General features: G+C 69.0%; 16 protein-coding genes. 15 read left to right on the forward strand and 1 reads right to left on the reverse strand.

The genetic code is table 11. The features are described from left to right. Nucleotides 1-55 precede the first annotated feature (55 nt). Nucleotides 56-1,006, forward strand: coding sequence for an IclR family transcriptional regulator (locus LIG30_RS19065; RefSeq protein ID WP_038714494.1), 951 nt, complete (start codon nucleotides 56-58; stop codon nucleotides 1,004-1,006). Between the two features lie 114 nt (nucleotides 1,007-1,120). Here LIG30_RS19065 and LIG30_RS19070 read toward each other — a convergent pair whose 3' ends face one another. After that, nucleotides 1,121-2,200, reverse strand: a complete 1,080-nt coding sequence (locus tag LIG30_RS19070; protein ID WP_038714496.1) for a porin — start codon at nucleotides 2,198-2,200, stop codon at nucleotides 1,121-1,123. Between the two features lie 427 nt (nucleotides 2,201-2,627). Between LIG30_RS19070 and LIG30_RS19075 the strand changes: the two genes are divergently transcribed. The 14 genes from LIG30_RS19075 (at nucleotide 2,628) to LIG30_RS19140 (ending at nucleotide 16,010) form a co-directional block, all read left to right on the forward strand. Beyond that, the gene (locus LIG30_RS19075) at nucleotides 2,628-2,945 is read left to right on the forward strand and encodes a non-heme iron oxygenase ferredoxin subunit (RefSeq protein ID WP_038714497.1); all 318 of its coding nucleotides are present in this window, start codon (nucleotides 2,628-2,630) and stop codon (nucleotides 2,943-2,945) included. Nucleotide 2,946: 1 nt separating this feature from the next. After that, nucleotides 2,947-3,258: a recombinase-like helix-turn-helix domain-containing protein gene (locus LIG30_RS19080; RefSeq protein ID WP_038714499.1), complete on the forward strand. Its 312-nt coding sequence runs from the start codon at nucleotides 2,947-2,949 to the stop codon at nucleotides 3,256-3,258. Between the two features lie 46 nt (nucleotides 3,259-3,304). Continuing rightward, on the forward strand, nucleotides 3,305-4,378 hold the full coding sequence (locus tag LIG30_RS19085) for an aromatic ring-hydroxylating dioxygenase subunit alpha (RefSeq protein ID WP_038714501.1): 1,074 nt from the start codon (nucleotides 3,305-3,307) through the stop codon (nucleotides 4,376-4,378). Next, a complete protein-coding gene (locus tag LIG30_RS19090; RefSeq protein WP_038714503.1) occupies nucleotides 4,371-5,141 on the forward strand; it encodes an SDR family oxidoreductase in 771 nt (256 codons plus the stop codon). Before LIG30_RS19085 ends, LIG30_RS19090 begins: the two co-directional genes overlap by 8 nt. A 26-nt stretch (nucleotides 5,142-5,167) precedes the next feature. Beyond that, nucleotides 5,168-5,695, forward strand: coding sequence for a cupin domain-containing protein (locus tag LIG30_RS19095; RefSeq protein WP_038714593.1), 528 nt, complete (start codon nucleotides 5,168-5,170; stop codon nucleotides 5,693-5,695). An 18-nt stretch (nucleotides 5,696-5,713) separates the two neighbouring features. Beyond that, complete coding sequence (locus tag LIG30_RS19100; protein ID WP_038714504.1) at nucleotides 5,714-6,610, forward strand: alpha/beta fold hydrolase; 897 nt, start codon at nucleotides 5,714-5,716, stop codon at nucleotides 6,608-6,610. Further along, nucleotides 6,607-7,461: an IclR family transcriptional regulator gene (locus LIG30_RS19105; protein ID WP_038714595.1), complete on the forward strand. Its 855-nt coding sequence runs from the start codon at nucleotides 6,607-6,609 to the stop codon at nucleotides 7,459-7,461. The genes LIG30_RS19100 and LIG30_RS19105 overlap by 4 nt, the downstream gene beginning before the upstream one ends. A 73-nt stretch (nucleotides 7,462-7,534) precedes the next feature. Then, nucleotides 7,535-8,332 (forward strand): SDR family oxidoreductase, encoded by a 798-nt coding sequence (locus LIG30_RS19110; RefSeq protein WP_038714506.1) that lies wholly within the window; start codon nucleotides 7,535-7,537, stop codon nucleotides 8,330-8,332. Next, nucleotides 8,325-9,998, forward strand: coding sequence for a thiamine pyrophosphate-binding protein (locus LIG30_RS19115; protein WP_038714507.1), 1,674 nt, complete (start codon nucleotides 8,325-8,327; stop codon nucleotides 9,996-9,998). The genes LIG30_RS19110 and LIG30_RS19115 overlap by 8 nt, the downstream gene beginning before the upstream one ends. Then, nucleotides 9,991-10,818 (forward strand): aspartate dehydrogenase, encoded by an 828-nt coding sequence (locus LIG30_RS19120; protein ID WP_038714508.1) that lies wholly within the window; start codon nucleotides 9,991-9,993, stop codon nucleotides 10,816-10,818. The genes LIG30_RS19115 and LIG30_RS19120 overlap by 8 nt, the downstream gene beginning before the upstream one ends. Before the next feature lie 22 nt (nucleotides 10,819-10,840). After that, the gene (locus tag LIG30_RS19125) at nucleotides 10,841-12,331 is read left to right on the forward strand and encodes an aldehyde dehydrogenase (RefSeq protein ID WP_038714511.1); all 1,491 of its coding nucleotides are present in this window, start codon (nucleotides 10,841-10,843) and stop codon (nucleotides 12,329-12,331) included. 18 nt (nucleotides 12,332-12,349) lie between these two features. After that, nucleotides 12,350-13,315 carry a VOC family protein gene (locus LIG30_RS19130; protein WP_038714513.1) on the forward strand — a complete coding sequence of 322 codons (966 nt, stop codon included), beginning with the start codon at nucleotides 12,350-12,352 and terminating at the stop codon, nucleotides 13,313-13,315. Then, nucleotides 13,308-14,576 (forward strand): NAD(P)/FAD-dependent oxidoreductase, encoded by a 1,269-nt coding sequence (locus LIG30_RS19135; protein ID WP_038714514.1) that lies wholly within the window; start codon nucleotides 13,308-13,310, stop codon nucleotides 14,574-14,576. Before LIG30_RS19130 ends, LIG30_RS19135 begins: the two co-directional genes overlap by 8 nt. A gap of 33 nt (nucleotides 14,577-14,609) precedes the next feature. Further along, entirely contained in the window at nucleotides 14,610-16,010 is a 1,401-nt protein-coding gene (locus LIG30_RS19140; RefSeq protein WP_038714515.1) for an MFS transporter, read from the forward strand. Nucleotides 16,011-16,026: the final 16 nt, after the last annotated feature.

Consider the following 16,026-nt stretch of genomic DNA (forward strand, 5'->3'; position numbering starts at 1 on the left):
CGCGAATGTCCTTCGCGCTATGATTCGGTTTCTTTTTCGTCAACTCCATGCGCACATGGCCAAAACAACGATGAGCGGCGGCGCGAAGCCGGCCGGTGAGCCGGCGCGGCAGCCGCGCCGCGCGGCGCCCGCAAGCGATGCGCCCGAGCATGCCGCCGGCGACGACGAATCGGCCGGCGGTGCCTCGTCATACCTCGTGCCGGGCCTCGAGCGCGGCCTGCGGATCCTGTCCGAGTTTTCCGCGCGCGAGCCGGTGCTGGGCGCGCCCGAGCTGTCGAAGCGCATCGGCATTCCGCGCACCACGACGTTTCGCCTGCTGCAGACGCTCGAAGCGCTCGGCTTTCTCGAGCGGGTCAACGGCGACCGGCATTTCCGGCTCGGCGTCGGCGTGCTGCGGCTCGGCTTCGAATACCTGAATTCGCTCGAACTGACCGATCTCGGCGCGCCCGTGCTCGAGCGGCTGCGCGATGCGACCGGCCTGTCCACGCATCTGGTGATCCGCGACCAGCGCGACGTGGTGTTCGTCGCGAAGGCGCAGAGCCACGCGTCGATGTTCGGCTCGGTCAAGGTGCATGTCGGCACGCGGCTGCCCGCGCATGCGACCGTGCATGGCCACGTGCTGATGGGCGACCTGACGCGCGACGCGCTGCGCCAGCTCTACCCGGAAAAGCGCCTCGATCAGTTCACCGAGCGCACGCCGGGAACGGTCGACGAGCTCTACGAGCGCGTCCGCCAGTATGCGCGGCTCGGCTATGCGCTCAGCGAAGGGGCATTCGAGGCCGGCATTTCGGCGGTGACCGCGCCGGTACGCGATCATTCCGGCTCGATCGTCGCGGCGATCACCGCGACAGTGCCGCGCTCGGAGATCGGCGAGGCCGCGGAGAAGGAGCGGCTCGTCGAGGCCGTGTGCGGCGCGGCGGTCGATCTGTCCCGGCGTCTCGATTACCGGCCGCTCGACAGCGATCCGACCGTCGCGCACGCGCGCCACAAGGTCGCGATGTTCTGACCGGTCGCGCCGGGCGGGGGCGTGGCGAAGCGCGAAGAAAGCGCGCCCGCTGCTTTTCCCGCAGGCGGCCTGCGCCGCGCAACGCGCACGCGGGCTCGCGCGGCGGGCATGCCGTCAGAACGAATGGTGGATGCCCGCGAGCACGACGACCTGATTCGCGGTGCTCGACACGCCGGCCGTGAAGAACGCCGCCCGCGCACCGCCCGTCGCATGCTCGTACAGCACGTTCGCATAGAGTTGCGTGCGCTTCGACAGCGCGTAGACGTCGCCCAGCTCGAACTGCGTCCAGCGCCGCCCGGCGAGCGTCGATGTCGCCGCGCCGCCTGCGATCGTGTTGAACGGGCTCGTGCGGTAATTCGCGCCCACGTCGTAGCTCTGGAACGTGTCCGAGAAGCCGTTCGACTGCATTCTGGTGCGCGTGTAAAGCGCGTGGACGAGCCAGTCGCCGAGCTGGTACGACGCACCCGCGCCGATGTTCTCGACCTTGTCCGCGACATAGCCGTTCGCCGTGTTCTGGCCCTGGAAGTTCGCGATACCGGTCTGGCCGACGAGGATCGAGCGGTTGTGCTCGTTCGAATAGACGGCCGCCGCCTTGAACGGCCCGTTCGCGTAGTTCAGCGCGACGCCGACCGACCTGCCCTCCGAAAAATTCGTGGTGTTGCCGAGCGCCATCATCGCCGCGGCGGAGAAGCCCGCGACGCTCGGCGAGCGGTACTTGACGGCATTGTTGTACGGCACGTTGCCGGTCGCGGCCAGCGCGTCGATGTTGCCCGGATGGAACGCATACCAGCTCATCGCGAGGTACGCGGTGCTGAGCGGGTCGAGATAGTCGAAGCTGAGCGGCGTCTGGCGGCCGAGCGTCAGCGTGCCGTAGCGCTCGCCGCTGAGCCCGACCCAGGCGGCGCGGTTCCAGATCGTGTTCGCGGTCGCGAACGCGCCGTTGTTCGTGTAGAAGCCGTTTTCGAGCTGGAAGATCGCCGACAGCCCGCCGCCCAGATCCTCCCGTCCCTTCAGCCCCCAGCGATCCGGCTGGGTGTTGCCCTGAATCATTGCCCATTTCGCATGCCCGCCGACGTTGTTCACGTAGGCGATGCCCGCATCCAGGCTGCCGTACAGCGTCACGCTGCTCTGTGCCCATGCGCCGGACGCGGCGCCCATTCCGATGACTGCTGCTGCAACTGCACGCTTGACCATTTGATCTCCTGACTCTGCGCTCGATGTAAACGGCGGTGGCGGTGCGCGAAACGGATGGCCACGCGCATTTCCACGGCAAGACGGGCGATTATTGTGTTCCATATATGGAACCATGTGCCTCTGGTGGAATGGAGTATAGGGCGACGGATCGACGGAAAAAAATTAATTTTTCGGGCCGGAGCGGCTTGGCTGCGCGGCGTCGAGCCGCCGCAGGCAACGTGCGGCCAGCGCATAAACATACGAAAAATAACAAAGTTTCCCGTATGTCGAGACTCCGCAGATGATCTTCGCGCGTCCGGTCGGTATTTTCCCTAGGGCACGCAGCTTTTTGTTTTTCTCCCGGAAAGTCGCTCATATAATCACCATCCATAAACCGGTGTTCCGGATATGGAACAAACGACGAGTCGATCAGAAGGAGGGGTGTGAGATGTCTGAACAATGGGTTTGCGCCGGACATGCCGGCGCCTTGTCCGAGGATGCGCCGATCGAGTTCAAGCGGACCGACGGCGTCGAGATCGGGATCTACCGCGTCGGCGACGCGGTGTATGCGCTCGAGAACGTGTGCCCGCATGCGTACGCGCTGCTGACGCAGGGCTTCGTCGACGAAGGCACGGTCGAATGCCCGTTGCACGAGGCGGTGTTCGACATCCGGACGGGCGAGTGCCTGAAGGGGCCCGGCGGCCGCGCGCTGAAGACGTACGCGGTGCGCCTCGCCGGCGAGGAAATCCAGATCAAGGTGGAATGACATGAAAGAGACGACCGTGAACTTCAACCCGTTCCTCAAGCCGTGGGTGGCGCCGCAGCCGAACAACGTCGCCGGCAACGGGCAGATCGAGATCCCCGGGCAGACCGAAAACCTGATCTGGCAGAACCGCAAGGCCGAACCGACCCAATACGAAAACGACCTCGGCGACGCGCTCGAGCGCGTGTTCGATGCCGGCGCGACCGAACTGTCCGACGTGGTCGACGGGCTGAACCGCATCGGCTTTCGCACGCCGGACGGCGCGCCGTGGACCACCGGGCGTTTCTGCGCGGAACTCGCCGCGCTCGCGGAATGACCGCGAACGAAGCCGACAAGAAGACAACTGCATCCGGAGCACACTGATGACGTCCCCCGCACACCCGCATTCCCCCGCCGATCCGGTCCGCGACTATCTCGACCGCGGCATCCGCAACTACTGGTATCCCGTCGCGCCGGGCTGGCAGGTGTCGAATGCGCCCGTCGGCATCACGCGCCTGGGCGAGCAGATCGTGCTGTGGCGCGACCAGCACGGCAAGGTCCACGCGCTGGAGGATCGCTGCCCGCACCGCGGCGCGCGCCTGTCGCTCGGCTGGAACCTTGGCGGCAACGTCGCGTGCTGGTATCACGGCGTCGAGGTCGACGGCACCGGCACGGTCAACAAGGTGCCGGCCGTGTCGAACTGCCCGCTCGAAGGGCAGAAGTGCGTGAAGTCGTACCCGGTCGACGAACAGGCCGGCGCGATCTTCCTGTGGTTCGGCGACGACGCGCATGCCGAGCCCGCGCCGCTCGGGCTTCCCGAGGAACTGGCCGGCGGCGAATTCGCGCATTTCCTGTGCGTGTCGAACTGGACGTGCAATTACCAGTACGCGATCGACAACGTGATGGACCCGATGCACGGCGCGTACCTGCATGCGACGTCGCACTCGATGGCCGAAGGCGACAAGCAGGCCGACATGCGCGTGCGCAAGACCGAATCCGGCCTGATGTTCGAGAAGGTCGGCCAGCGCGACGTGAACTTCGACTGGGTCGAGCTCGGCGAGACCGGCTGCCTGTGGAAGCGTCTCGCGATTCCGTACCGGCAGAAATACGGCCCGGGCGGCAATTTCGGCATCGTCGGCTTTGCGACGCCGGTGGATCGCGACCACTGCCAGGTGTACTTCTGGCGTACCCGCAAGGTCAGCGGCTGGCAGCGCGACGTCTGGCGCTTCATGTACCGCAACCGTCTGGAAGGCCTGCACTGGGCCGTGCTCGAGCAGGACCGCTACGTCCTCGAGAGCCTCGCGCCGAACGCGCGCGATCACGAATATCTCTATCAGCACGACGTCGGCATCACGCGCGTGCGCCGGATGCTGCGCCAGCGCGCGCAGGAGCATCTCGCCGCGCTCGACGCACACCGCGCCGCGCATCCGGCCGCGACGGAGCACGCGCATGGCTGAGCACGCTCAAGCGATTGCGCTCGCCGGCCGGCGCGTGCTGGTCACGGGCGGCGCGCGGGGCCTCGGCGCGGCGTTCGTTAAGGCGCTCGCCGCCGCCGGCGCGCAGGTCGCGTTCGGCGACGTGCTGGCCGACGAAGGCCGCGCGCTCGCCGCGCAGCTGGCCGGGCAAGGCCGCACCGCGCACTTCATCGCACTGGATCTCGCCGATCCGGCCAGCATCGACGCGTTCGTCGCGCAGGGCGCGGCCGCGCTCGGCGGCCTCGACGGCCTCGTCAACAACGCGGCGATCACGAACTCGGGCGGCCGGCTGTCGACGGAGCTCGACGCGGCCACCTGGGACGCGGTGATGAACGTCAACGTACGCGGCGTGTGGCTCGCGAGCAATGCGGCGCTGCCGCACCTCGCGCGCTCGGGGCGCGGCGCGATCGTGAACCTCGCGTCCGATACCGCGCTCTGGGGGGCGCCGAAGCTGCTCGCGTACGTCGCGAGCAAGGGCGCGGTGATCGCGATGACGCACGCGCAGGCCCGCGAATTCGGTCCGCACGGCGTGACGGTCAACGCGATCGCGCCGGGGCTCACCGACGTCGAGGCGACCGCCTACGTGCCGGCCGAACGCCACGCGCATTACCTGCAAGGCCGCGCGCTGGCGCGCGCGCAGGTGCCGGACGACGTGACCGGCCCGGTGCTGTTCCTGCTGTCCGACGCCGCGCGCTTCGTGACGGGTCAACTGCTGCCGGTCAACGGCGGCTTCGTAATGAACTGATGGTTTTCACTCTTGAGGAGATGACGATGGCGGATGTCGATATCGAACGCAAATCGTGGGATCGGCCGGACGGCGCGACCTTCGGCGAATGGATGGATGCGCGTGTCGCGCGCTTCGCGACGCGTCGCTACGACTGGGACGCGCTGAAGTTCCAGGCCGACTACGACCCGCAGTACCGCCGCGCGCAGATGCGCTACGTCGGCACGGGCGGCACGGGCGTCGCCAAGGACGTCAACACGGTGCCGGCGGGCAGCTTCACGTTCTCGACGATGGTGATTCCGGCCGGCAACGTCGGCCCGAGCCACATCCACATCGACGTCGAGGAAATTTTCTTCGTGCTGCGCGGCAGGATGAAGGTGATCTGCGAGCGCAACGGCGAGACGTGGGAAGCGATCCTCGGCGAGCGCGACCTGATTTCGGTGCCGCCGGGCGTCTATCGCACCGAGATCAACATCGGCGAGGAAGACGCGCTGATGTGCGTGATGCTGGGCTCGCCGAAGCCGACCACGCCGACGTATCCGCCGGATTCGCCGCTCGCGAAGATCAAGCGTTGAGCCGGAGCGGATGAAGCGATGAGTGTCATCGACAAGCGCGAACGCAATCGCACCGCGGCCCATGCCGCGCTGCTCGAGCGTTTTCCCGAGCGGCGCTGCGACGCAGGCGCGGCCGGCACGATCGGGTATCGAGAAGCGGGGGCGGCGCATGCCGCATCGGGGTATCCGGTCGTGCTGCTGCACGGCATCGGCTCGGGCGCCGCGTCCTGGGTGCATCAGCTCGATGCGCTCGGCGCGTCGCGGCGCGTCCTCGCGTGGGACGCGCCCGGCTACGGCGCGTCGACGCCGGTCCTCGGCCTGTCGCCGGCCGCCGCCGACTACGCGGCGGCGCTGAGCGCGTGGCTCGACGCGCTCGGCATCGCGCGCTGCGTACTGGTTGGCCATTCGCTCGGCGCGATCGTCGCGGGCGCATTCGCACGCAGCCTGCCGGCACGTCTGGCGGGCCTGCTGCTGATCTCGCCGGCCGGCGGCTACGGCAGCGCGCCGGCCGACACACGCGACGCGCGCCGCAACGCACGGCTCGCGATGCTCGCCGAGCTCGGCCCGGCCGGCCTCGCGGAACAGCGCAGCGCGAACATGCTGTCCGGGTTCGCGAGCGAGGAAGCGCGCGCATGGGTGCGCTGGAACATGGCGCGCATCGCGCCGGCCGGTTACGCGCAGGCGACGCACCTGCTCGCGAACGCGGATCTCGCCGCGGATCTCGCCGGCTACCGCGGGCGCACCGCGGTGGCGGTCGGCGCGGACGACGCGATCACGCCGCCCGCCGCGTGCGAGCGCATCGCGGCCGCCGCCCACGTCGGGCTGCAGGTGGTGCCGCAAGCCGGTCATGCCGGTTACGTCGAGGCGCCTGCCGTCTATTCGGCATTGATCGACGCGTTCTGCCGTCAGTGCGACACGCAGCGGAGGGGGCGATGAGCGAACCGATGCCCAACGAGCCGGAGGGCGCGAAGGCCGACGCGAACTACGTCGTGCCGGGTCTCGAGCGCGGCCTGCGGATTCTCGCGGAATTTTCGCCGCGCGAGCCGGTGCTGGGCGCGCCCGAGCTGTCGAAGCGACTCGGCATTCCGCGCACGACGGTGTTCCGGCTGCTGCAGACGCTCGAATCACTCGGCTTCCTCGAGCGTGCGGACAAGGATCGCAACTACCGGCTCGGCGTCGCGGTGCTGCGGCTCGGCTTCGAGTATCTGAGCTCGCTCGAGCTGACCGATCTCGGCCTGCCGGTGATCGAGCACCTGCGCGACGCGACCGGCTTCACGACGCACATCGTGATTCGCGACGGCCGCGACGTGGTGTTCGTCGCGAAGGCGCAGAGCCGGGCGCCGGCGTTCAGCTCGGTGCGCGTGAACGTCGGCACGCGGCTGCCCGCGCACGCGACGACGCACGGCCACGTGCTGATGGGCGACCTGTCGCTGGCGGAGTTGCGCGCGCTGTACCCGGAGGGGCGGCTCGATCGTGCGACGAAGGCGACGCCCGAGACGGTCGACGCGCTCCACGAAGCGATCCGCGAGGATGCGCTGCGCGGCTACGGCATCAGCAATGCGTCGTTCGAGCGCGGCATCTCCGTCGTCACCGCGCCGGTGCGCAACGACACGCAGAAGATCGTCGCGTGCCTCACCGTGACGGTGCCGCGCCCGGAGATCGACGCGGCGCTGATCGCAGACGGGCTGATCGACAAGGTGCAGCGCGCGGCGGCCGAGCTGTCGCGGCGGCTCAACTATCGCTCGGATGACGAGCACATGTTTCTGAAGGCATTGGGAGTGAAATGAAACGATCCCCACGCATGCTGCCCCCGGGCGGGGCGGCCGGTACCCCCGTGACGATCCTGCGAGGCGCGACGACATGATCCAGATCGATTTGACCGGACAGGTCGCGGTGGTGACGGGCGGATCGTCCGGCATCGGGCTCGCGACGGCCGAGCTTTTTCTGAACGCGGGCGCGTCGGTCGCGATCTGCGGCCGCGACGGTGAACGCCTCGCGCGCGCCGAAGCGGCGCTGAACGGGAAATTCCCGCATGCGCCGCTGCTCGCCGCGCGCTGCAACGTGCTCGAAGACGGCGACGTTGCCGCGTTCGCGCAAGCGGTGTCCGACCGCTTCGGCCGCGCCGACATGCTGATCAACAACGCGGGCCAGGGGCGTGTGTCGACGTTCGCCGACACGACCGACGACGCATGGCGCGACGAGCTCGAACTGAAGTATTTCAGCATCATCCGGCCGACGCGCGCATTCCTGCCGCTGCTGCGCGACGCGGCCGCGCCGACGATCACCTGCGTGAATTCGCTGCTCGCGCTGCAGCCGGAGCCGCACATGGTCGCGACGTCGTCCGCGCGCGCCGGCGTGCTGAGCCTCGTGAAGTCGCTCGCGAACGAGCTCGCGCCGCAGCGCATCCGGGTCAACTCGATCCTGATCGGCATCGTCGAATCCGGGCAGTGGCGCCGCCGCCACGAAGCCCAGGCGCAGCCCGGCGAGAGCTGGGAAGCGTGGACGGGCGAACTCGCTCGCAAGAAGAACATTCCGCTGAATCGCTTCGGCCGGCCCGACGAGGCCGCCTGGGCGCTCTTTTATCTCGCAACGCATCTGTCGTCCTACACGACGGGCAGCCATATCGACGTATCAGGAGGCTTTGCACGCCATGTCTAACAACACCAGAACCACGGTCGGCGAGCTGATCGCCGCCTTTCTCGAACAGTGCGGCGTGAAGACCGCGTTCGGCGTCATCTCGATCCACAACATGCCGATCCTCGACGCGATCCACTCGCGCGGCAACATCCGCTATGTGGGTGCCCGCGGCGAAGCGGGCGCGGTGAACATGGCCGACGGCCTCGCGCGCGTGTCCGGCGGCCTCGGCGTCGCGTTCACGAGCACCGGCACCGCGGCGGGCAACGCGGCGGGCGCGATGGTCGAGGCGCTGACGGCGGGCACCGCGCTGCTGCACATCACCGGCCAGATCGAGACGCCCTATCTGGATCAGGATCTCGCCTACATCCACGAAGCGCCGGACCAGCTTTCGATGCTGAACGCGATCTCGAAGGCCGCGTATCGCGTGCGCACGGTCGAGACGGTGCTGCCGACGATCCGCGAGGCGGTGCGGGTGGCGCAGACCGCGCCGAGCGGCCCGGTGTCGGTCGAGATTCCGATCGACATCCAGGCAGCTGAAATCGAATGGCCGGACGATCTGGCGCCCGCGCACGTGTCGGTTGGCGAGCACGACAGCGCGCGCGTCGCGAAGCTGGCCGACGCGCTGGCGGCCGCGCGCCGTCCGCTGTTGTGGCTCGGCGGCGGCGCGCGTCACGCACGCGCCGAGGTCGAGCGACTCGTCCGGCTCGGTGTTGGCGTCGTGACGAGCGTGCAGGGCCGCGGCGTGCTGCCGGAAGACCATCCGGCGACGCTCGGCGCGTTCAACGTCCACGCGGCGGTCGAGGCGTTCTACAAGACCTGCGACGCGCTCGTCGTCGTCGGCTCGCGCCTGCGCGGCAACGAGACGCTCAAGTACAAGCTCGCGCTGCCGCGGCCGCTCTATCGTGTCGACGCCGACGCGCTCGCCGACAACCGCGGCTACCGCAACGACCTGTTCGTCCACGGCGACGCGAAGCGTGTGCTGGCCGAACTCGCCGACCGCCTCGAAGGCCGCCTGAAGGTCGATCCGCAGTTCGCGGCCGATCTCGCGGCGGCGCGCGAGCAGGCGTCGGCCGACGTCGCGAAGGGGCTCGGGCCCTACCGGCAGCTCGTCGACACGCTGCAGCAGGCGGTCGGCCGCGACTACAACTGGGTGCGCGACGTGACGATCTCGAACAGCACGTGGGGCAACCGTCTGCTGAAGATCTTCGAGCCGCGCGCGGGCGTCCATGCGCTCGGTGGCGGGATCGGCCAGGGCATGCAGATGGCGATCGGCGCGGCGCTCGCCGGCGCCGCGGCGAAGACGGTCTGCCTCGTCGGCGACGGCGGCCTGATGGTCAACGTCGGCGAGCTGGCGACCGCCGTGCAGGAAAACGCCGACGTGATGATCGTGCTGATGAACGACCAGTGCTACGGCGTGATCCGCAACATCCAGGACGCGCAGTATGGCGGCCGCCGCTGCTACGTCGATCTGCACCAGCCGGATTTCGCGCAATTCTGCGCGAGCCTCGGCCTCACGCATCACCGGATCACGTCGCTCGACCAGGCGGAGCGCATCGTGCGCGACGGGCTCGCGAAGGCCGGCCCGGTGCTGGTCGAGGTCGACATGCTGTCGGTCGGCTCGTTCGCATCGGCGTTCGCCGGCCCGCCGGTCAAGAAGGACGTGCCCGAGGAGCGCCAGTATGCGTGACGCGCACGCACACGGGCACGCACCCGTCGACGTCGCGATGATCGGCTTCGGCGCGATCGGCGCGGCGGTGTATCGCGCGGTCGAGCACGACGCGGCGTTGCGCATCGCGCACGTGATCGTGCCCGAACACCAGCGCGAGGCGGTGCAGCACGCGCTCGGCGGCGCCGTCGAGGTGGTGTCGTCGGTGGGGGCGCTTGCGCACCGGCCGCAGTTCGCGCTCGAATGCGCGGGGCATGGCGCGCTCGTCGATCACGTCGTCCCGCTGCTGAAGGCGGGCACTGATTGCGCGGTCGCGTCGATCGGCGCGCTGTCGGATCTGGCGCTGCTCGATGTGCTGTTGCAGGCGGCCGACGAGGGCGGCGCGACGCTCACGCTCCTGTCCGGCGCGATCGGCGGCATCGACGCGCTCGCGGCCGCGAAGCAGGGCGGCCTCGACGAGGTGCTGTACGTCGGCCGCAAGCCGCCGCCCGGCTGGCTCGGCACGCCGGCCGAGGCATTGTGCGACCTGCGTGCGATGACCGAAGCGCAGACGATCTTCGAGGGAACGGCGCGCGACGCGGCGCGCCTGTACCCGAAGAACGCAAACGTCGCGGCGACGGTCGCGCTGGCCGGCCTCGGCCTCGACCGGACCCGCGTGCGCCTGATCGCCGATCCGGCGGTGACGCGCAACGTGCACCGGATCACCGCGCGCGGCGCATTTGGCGAGATGTCGCTCGAAATGAGCGGCAAGCCGCTGCCCGACAACCCGAAGACTTCCGCATTGACGGCCTTCAGCGCGATTCGCGCGCTGCGCAACCGCGCGGCCCGCTGCGTGATCTGAAGCAGCTACGGACGGACCCCACATGACTGCATTCGATTCCTCCCTCGTCCCGAACGGCGAGATCTTCGTCGGTGGCGAATGGCGCAACGGCCGCGGCGCGAAGACGCCGAATTTCTACCCGGCCGACCAGTCGCTGAACACCGAAATCCACATGGCCGACGCGGCCGACGCGAACGAGGCCGTCGAGGCCGCCGACGCCGCGTGGCGCCGCGCGGACTGGGCTGGCCTCAAGCCGCACCAGCGGGCGGCCGTGCTGTACCGCCTGTCGGATCTGATCGACGCGAATCGCGAGGCGCTTGCGCATCTGCAACGCCGCGACAACGGCAAGCCGATCGGCGAGACGCGCGCGCTCGTGACGAGCGCCGCGAGTACGTTCCGCTACTTCGCCGCGTGCGCGGAAACGATGGAAGAGGAACTGACGCCGTCGCGCGGCGACTACCTGACGATGAGCGTCCACGAGCCGCTCGGCGTCGTCGCGGCGATCACGCCGTGGAATTCGCCGATCGCGTCCGACGCGCAGAAGCTTGGCCCGGCGCTCGCGGCGGGCAATGCGGTCGTGCTGAAGCCCGCCGAGGTGACGCCGCTCGCGTCGCTCGCGCTCGCGCGCCTCGTCGAGCAGGCCGGCGTGCCGCGCGGCGTGGTGTCGGTGATTCCCGGCAAGGGCTCGGTCGTCGGCGACGCGCTGGTGCGCCATCCGCGCGTGAAGAAGGTGTCGTTTACGGGCGGCACGGAAGTCGGGCGCGGCATCGCGCGCGCCGCCGCCGACAAACTGATGCCGCTGTCGCTCGAACTCGGCGGCAAGTCGCCGACGATCGTGTTCGACGACGCCGACCTCGATCACGCGGTCAACGGCGTGCTGTACGGCATCTTCAGCTCGTCCGGCGAATCGTGCATCGCAGGCTCGCGGCTGTTCGTGCAGCGCGCGATCTACGACGCATTCGTCGCGCGCCTGACGGAACGCGCGCGCGCGCTGCGCGTCGGCGATCCGGCGAGCGAGCGCACGCAGATGGGGCCGCTCGTCACCGCGCAGCATCGCGAGTCGATCGAGCGCTACGTCGCGCTCGGCCGCGACGAAGGCGGCCGCGTGCTGTGCGGCGGCGAGCGTCCGGCCGGCGAAGGCCGCGAGCGCGGCTTCTTCTATCTGCCGACGATCCTCGGCGGGCTGACCAACCGTGCCCGCATCTGCCAGGAAGAGATATTCGGGCCGGTGCTCGTCGTGCTGCCGTTCGACGACGAGGCCGCGCTGATCGCCGACGCGAACGACAGTGCGTTCGGCCTTGCGGCCGGCATCTGGACGCGCGACTACAAGCGCGCGTGGCGGATCGGCCGTGCGCTCGAGACGGGCACCGTGTGGATCAACACCTACAAGCAATTCTCGATCTCGACGCCGTTCGCCGGCTGGAAGGACAGCGGCATGGGGCGCGAGAAGGGGCGTCTCGGCATCCGCGAGTACATGCAGCAGAAGAGCCTGTACTGGGGCTTGAACGACGCGCCGCTGCCGTGGGCGAACTGAGCGAAGGGGAGTTACGCAATGAGTATTTCAGGTATCGAGCAGATCACGTACGGCGTCGAGGATCTGGCGCTGTGCCGGCGCTTTTTCGCCGATTGGGGGCTCAGGGAGGTCGCGCACGATGCGTCGCGCGCGCGCTTCGAGACGATGAACGGCTGCACCGTGCTGCTCGTCGACGCGAACGATCCGTCGTTGCCGGCGGCGTTCGAGCCCGGCTCGACGCTGCGCGAGGTCACGTGGGGCGTCGCGTCGCCGGCCGAACTGGATGCGCTGCGCGCGAAGCTGGCCGGCCAGCCCGGCTATTACGCGCGTGACGACGCGGTCGGCTGCATCGACCCGAACGGCATGGCAATCCGCATCGAGGTGACGAGAAAGCACGCGCTCGACATCAAGGGTTCGCTGTCGAACGTATGGGGCGAGACGCTGCGCGTCGACCGGCCGAGCACGATCTATGCACGTGCGGAGCCGGTCGAGGTCGGGCACGTCGTGTTCTTCACGAACCGGCTCGATGCGCAGGAGGTGTTCTATCACGAACTGCTGGGCTTCGAGACGTCGGACCGCTATCCGGGGCGCGGCGCGTTCATGCGCTGCGCGCCGCACGGCGGCCACCACGACCTGTTCCTGCTTGCGCTGCCGAATGGCAAGCGCGGCCTGAACCACGTCGCGTTCACCGTGCGCGACATCCACGAGGTGTTCGGCGGCGGCATGCACATCGACCGCTGCGGCTGGGAAACGCAGCTCGGGCCGGGCCGGCATCCGGTGTCGTCCGCGTACTTCTGGTATTTCCAGAACCCGGCCGGCGGGCTGATCGAGTATTACGCGGACGAGGACGTGCTGACGCCCGCATGGCAGCCGCGCGAATTCGAGCCGGGCCCGACCGTGTTCGCCGAATGGGCGATCGACGGCGGGATCGACGGCAATACTCGCCGCGAGAAGCATGCGAAGGCGCCGGAAGGCCGGTTCATGACGGAGCGCAAAGATGACTGACGCAAGCACGCAGGGCAGCGCCGCGCCCGGCACGGTGGTCGTGATCGGCGGCGGGCAGGCAGCGGGCTGGGTGCTGAAGACGCTGCGCGCCGAAGGCTTCGCCGGCCGGCTCGTGATGATCGCCGACGAGCCGCATCTGCCGTACGAGCGCCCGCCGCTGTCGAAGGCGGTACTCGCGGGCGACGCGCACATCGAAACCGTGCGCGTCGTGCAGCCGGACGAATTCGCGTCGCTGAACGTCGACGCGTGGCAACCGGAGCGCGCCGCGTCGATCGATCGCACGCGGCGCATCGTACGCACGGCGAGCGGCCGCGAGGTCGAATACGACCGGCTCGTCATCGCCACCGGCGGAACGTCGCGCCGCTTGCCGGATTCACTCGTCAGGACTGCGAATCTGCATTACCTGCGCACGCTCGACGAAGCGGCCGAACTGGGCGGCAAGCTGCGCGCGAGCCGGCGCGTGCTCGTGATCGGCGGCGGCTGGATCGGGCTCGAAGTTGCGGCGACCGCGCGCAAGCTCGGCGTCGAGGCGGTCGTCGTCGAAGGCGCGCCGCGCCTGTGTGCGCGTTCGGTGCCGCCGGTCGTGTCGAATTTCCTGCTCGAGCTGCATCGCGCGAATGGCGTCGACGTGCGTCTGGACGCATCGCTCGCGTCGCTCGACCCGCAGCCGGGTGACGCATCGAAAGTGCGCGCGACGCTCGCGGACGGCACGACGGTCGATGCGGATTTCGCGGTGGCGGGCATCGGCCTCGCGCTGAACGCGTCGCTTGCGTCCGACGCGGGGCTCGCGGTCGACGACGGCATCGTGGTCGACGAATGCGGCGCGACGAGCGACCCGGCGATATTCGCGTGCGGCGACGTCGCGAACCACCACAACGCGTGGCTGAAACGGCGCGTGCGTCTCGAATCGTGGGCGAACGCGCAGAACCAGGCGATCGCCGTCGCGAAGGCGGTGCTCGGCGTGCGCGCGCCGTATGCGGAGATCCCGTGGTTCTGGTCGGATCAGTACGACGTCAACCTGCAGATCCTCGGCGACCTGCCGGCCGACGCGCAGATCGTCGTGCGCGGCGAGCTCGCGGCGGGGGGCGCGACGGCTGGAGCCCCTCCCAGGTGGACGCTGTTTTTCGTTGGCGACGGCCATTTGAAAGGGGTCGTCGCCGTCAACAACGCGCGTGAACTGAAGCTCGCGCGCAAGTGGATGAATCAGGGGCGCGCGGTGGACATGGACGCGCTGACGGATACGACCAAGGCGCTGGCCTGACCCGGCAGCGGGAACACGGAGAGGACTACCCGAATGAGCACACTAGACAACGTCGTGGGCGGCCGCGCCACGATGGAGGCTGCCGCCTCCACGCCGGGCGCGATCATCGCGCGGCTCGAGCGTCTCCCGGCCAATGCGATGCAGATTCGCGCGCGCGTGCTGATCGGCACGGCGACGTTTTTCGACGGCTTCGACGTGATCACGATCGCCGCGACGCTGCCGCTCCTGATCCACAAGTGGGGACTCTCGCCGACGCAAATCGGGCTGCTGATCGCGTCGGGCGCGATCGGCCAGCTGGTCGGCGCGCTGCTGTTTCCCGCGCTCGCGGAAAAGCACGGCCGCGTGAAGGCGATCGCGTGGAGTTCGGCGGTGATCGGCGTCACGTCGATCGCATGCGGATTCGCGCCGACGTTCGAGGTGTTCGTGCTGCTGCGCATCCTGCAGGGTCTCGGCCTCGGCGGCGAGCTGCCGGTCGCGGCGACATACATCAACGAGATCACGCGCGCGCACGGCCGCGGCCGCTTCGTGCTGCTCTACGAGATCGTGTTCCCGATCGGCCTGCTCGCGTCGATGGCGCTCGGCGCCTGGCTCGTGCCGCGCTTCGGCTGGGAAATCATGTATTTCGTCGGCGGCCTGCCGCTCGTGCTGTCGCTGGTGCTCACGCGTCTCGTTCCCGAATCGCCGCGCTGGCTGGCGTCGCGCGGCCGGCTCGCGGAGGCGGGGCAGGCCGTCGGCCTGTTCGAGGCGTCGGCGAAGGGGCCGCTCCAGCCGGTGACGCAGGCCGCGGAGTTCGACGAGATCGTGCGCCGGCATCCGAAGCGTCGCATGGCCGACCTGTTCAGCCCCGCGTACCGGAAGCGCACGCTGGCCGTCGCGACGCTGTGGGCGACCTGCGGCTTCATCCAGTACGGCCTGTCGACCTGGCTGCCGACGATCTACAAGGACTTCTATCACGCGCCGCTGCAGGTCGCGCTGAACCTCGCGGTGGTCGGCTCGGTGATGGGCGTCGCCGGTTCGCTCGCGTCGGCGCTCCTCGTCGACAGGATCGGCCGCAAGCCGGTCATCACGTGGTCGTTCGTCCTGTGCGCGGCGTCGCTTGCGCTGGCCGGGGTCTATCACGCGTCGTCGGTGTACGTCGTCGCGATGTTCTGCTCGCTGTCGCTCGGTCTGATGGCGGCGGGCTTCATCACCGCATACGTGTATACGCCGGAGCAATATCCGACCAGCATCCGCGCAGCGGGATGCGGCCTCGGCAGTGCGTGGCTGAAGATCGCGTCGTTCGTCGCGCCGATGGTGGTGCCGCACGCGATCGTCGGCGGCAACCTGAGCCCCGCGTTCTATCTGCTCGGCGCAGTGCCGCTGCTGGCGGCCGTGACCGTGCATTTCGTCGGCATAGAGACGAACGGCAAGGTGCTCGAGCAACTCGAGGCGTAAGCGGCGGGCGCCGTAC

Origin of the sequence: Burkholderia sp. lig30, assembly GCF_000687455.2 — a bacterium.
Lineage (GTDB): Bacteria > Pseudomonadota > Gammaproteobacteria > Burkholderiales > Burkholderiaceae > Burkholderia.

Coding starts and splice junctions, on each gene's coding strand:
- LIG30_RS19085 (WP_038714501.1), top strand. CDS start 3,305: ATGACGTCCCCCGCACACCCGCATTCCCCCGCCGATCCGGTCCGCGAC.
- LIG30_RS19115 (WP_038714507.1), top strand. CDS start 8,325: ATGTCTAACAACACCAGAACCACGGTCGGCGAGCTGATCGCCGCCTTT.
- LIG30_RS19135 (WP_038714514.1), top strand. CDS start 13,308: ATGACTGACGCAAGCACGCAGGGCAGCGCCGCGCCCGGCACGGTGGTC.
- LIG30_RS19105 (WP_038714595.1), top strand. CDS start 6,607: ATGAGCGAACCGATGCCCAACGAGCCGGAGGGCGCGAAGGCCGACGCG.
- LIG30_RS19075 (WP_038714497.1), top strand. CDS start 2,628: ATGTCTGAACAATGGGTTTGCGCCGGACATGCCGGCGCCTTGTCCGAG.
- LIG30_RS19110 (WP_038714506.1), top strand. CDS start 7,535: ATGATCCAGATCGATTTGACCGGACAGGTCGCGGTGGTGACGGGCGGA.
- LIG30_RS19120 (WP_038714508.1), top strand. CDS start 9,991: ATGCGTGACGCGCACGCACACGGGCACGCACCCGTCGACGTCGCGATG.
- LIG30_RS19100 (WP_038714504.1), top strand. CDS start 5,714: ATGAGTGTCATCGACAAGCGCGAACGCAATCGCACCGCGGCCCATGCC.
- LIG30_RS19065 (WP_038714494.1), top strand. CDS start 56: ATGGCCAAAACAACGATGAGCGGCGGCGCGAAGCCGGCCGGTGAGCCG.
- LIG30_RS19070 (WP_038714496.1), bottom strand. CDS start 2,200: ATGGTCAAGCGTGCAGTTGCAGCAGCAGTCATCGGAATGGGCGCCGCG.
- LIG30_RS19090 (WP_038714503.1), top strand. CDS start 4,371: ATGGCTGAGCACGCTCAAGCGATTGCGCTCGCCGGCCGGCGCGTGCTG.
- LIG30_RS19140 (WP_038714515.1), top strand. CDS start 14,610: ATGAGCACACTAGACAACGTCGTGGGCGGCCGCGCCACGATGGAGGCT.
- LIG30_RS19095 (WP_038714593.1), top strand. CDS start 5,168: ATGGCGGATGTCGATATCGAACGCAAATCGTGGGATCGGCCGGACGGC.
- LIG30_RS19130 (WP_038714513.1), top strand. CDS start 12,350: ATGAGTATTTCAGGTATCGAGCAGATCACGTACGGCGTCGAGGATCTG.
- LIG30_RS19080 (WP_038714499.1), top strand. CDS start 2,947: ATGAAAGAGACGACCGTGAACTTCAACCCGTTCCTCAAGCCGTGGGTG.
- LIG30_RS19125 (WP_038714511.1), top strand. CDS start 10,841: ATGACTGCATTCGATTCCTCCCTCGTCCCGAACGGCGAGATCTTCGTC.